Raw genomic sequence first — 1,370 nt, 5'->3', positions numbered from 1 at the left:
CGGACCATTCCAGCCACCGGCGCCGCCCACGCCACCGGGACCACCCTCGCCACCGGGATCATTCCAGCCACCTGGGCTCCCCGAGCCACCGGCGCTGTCACCGGGACCCTGGCCACTCGGACCATTCCAGCCACCCGGGCCACCCTGACCGCTCAGGCCGCCAGGACCACTCGGGCCCCCCTGGCGACCTGGACCCTTCGGGCCGCCCTGGCCACTCTGGCCACTCTGGCCACCCGGAACACTCCGGCCACCGGCGCCGCCGGAACCGCCCCGGCCACCAGCACCGCCCCGGCCGCCGGAACCACTCCAGCCATCCTGGCCACCCGGGCCCCTCAAGCCACCGGGATCACTCATGCCACCCAGATCCCTCGGGTCACCGACGGCATCCGAGTTGTCCGGTCCGTTCGGGCCTCCGTGTCGCATGTCCTCGGCGGCAGCCGTCGGCTGGGCCGGGATCGTGCCGGTGGGGGTCGGTGGCCGGGCTCCCTGTCGGGCGTCCGTCAGGTGGTCCTCCAGGCGGCGCAGCAGTTCCCGCGCGCGGGCCGCGGCCTGGTCGCGGTCGTAGGCGAGGAGCAGTCGGCAGTCCTGGCCGTGTCCCGGGCGCACCTGCGGCAGCCAGCCCAACCACGACCACTCGGCGGTCCGCTCCGCGAGCGGGCGGGAGCGGTCCGCGCTGATCAGCACGATCTCCAGCACGTCGGGGGAGTGCAGCGCGGCGAGCTGGGCCAGCACCGAGCGGGCCAGCCCGGTCAGCCGCGCACGCGGGCCGGCCAGCCCGAGCGCCCCGGCCTCGCGCAGCCCGACGGTCACCGGGACCGCGGGCAGCGGTGCGTCGGCGCCCGGCGCCATCCGGTCGGCCGTGCCGAGCCGCACGGCGAGCACCTCGGGATGCCCCGGCCCGCGCTCCCACAGTCGGGGCCCCGGGCCCAGCGCCGTCAGCAGCAGCGACGCGGAGTCCGGCCACGTCTCCGGCGACGGGGAGGCGCCGGCGGGGGGTGCCGCCTGTGCCGGGGCGGCGGCCTCCTCCTCATAGGCGTACGCATCGTCCCGGGCGGCGTCCTGCGCACCCCCGCGCCCACCGGTCAGCCGCCGCGCCCACGCCCCGAGGCCACCACGCCTGCGTACGCCCTGCGGCACGTCGGTGCCCCGCAGCGGCGTCCCCTTACGACCGGCACCCGCGGCGTCCGCGCCCGTGCCGTCCAACGCCTCCGCGTGACCGCCCGCGCCCGAGGTCTCGCGGCCACCGCCGGCCACGCTCGCCTGGGCACCCCTCTCCGTACCGTGAGCCCCACCCCCGCTGCCCGCGCCGAAGGCCCCCTCGCCGCCCTCGTCCGTGCCGTACGCCTCTTCACGCCCCCGGCCCGTCCCGG

Annotated in this window: 1 pseudogene; it reads right to left on the bottom strand. The window is 78.0% G+C overall.

Annotated features, from left to right (window positions below):
• Positions 1-471: 471 nt before the first annotated feature.
• A pseudogene (locus tag GTW67_RS38490) lies at positions 472-1,370 on the bottom strand (hypothetical protein); the annotation flags it as partial.

This window comes from Streptomyces sp. SID5910 (assembly GCF_009862125.1).
Lineage (GTDB): Bacteria > Actinomycetota > Actinomycetes > Streptomycetales > Streptomycetaceae > Streptomyces.
The sequence above is the reverse complement of the archived record's forward strand: the minus strand, read 5'-3'. Positions and strand labels throughout refer to the sequence as shown.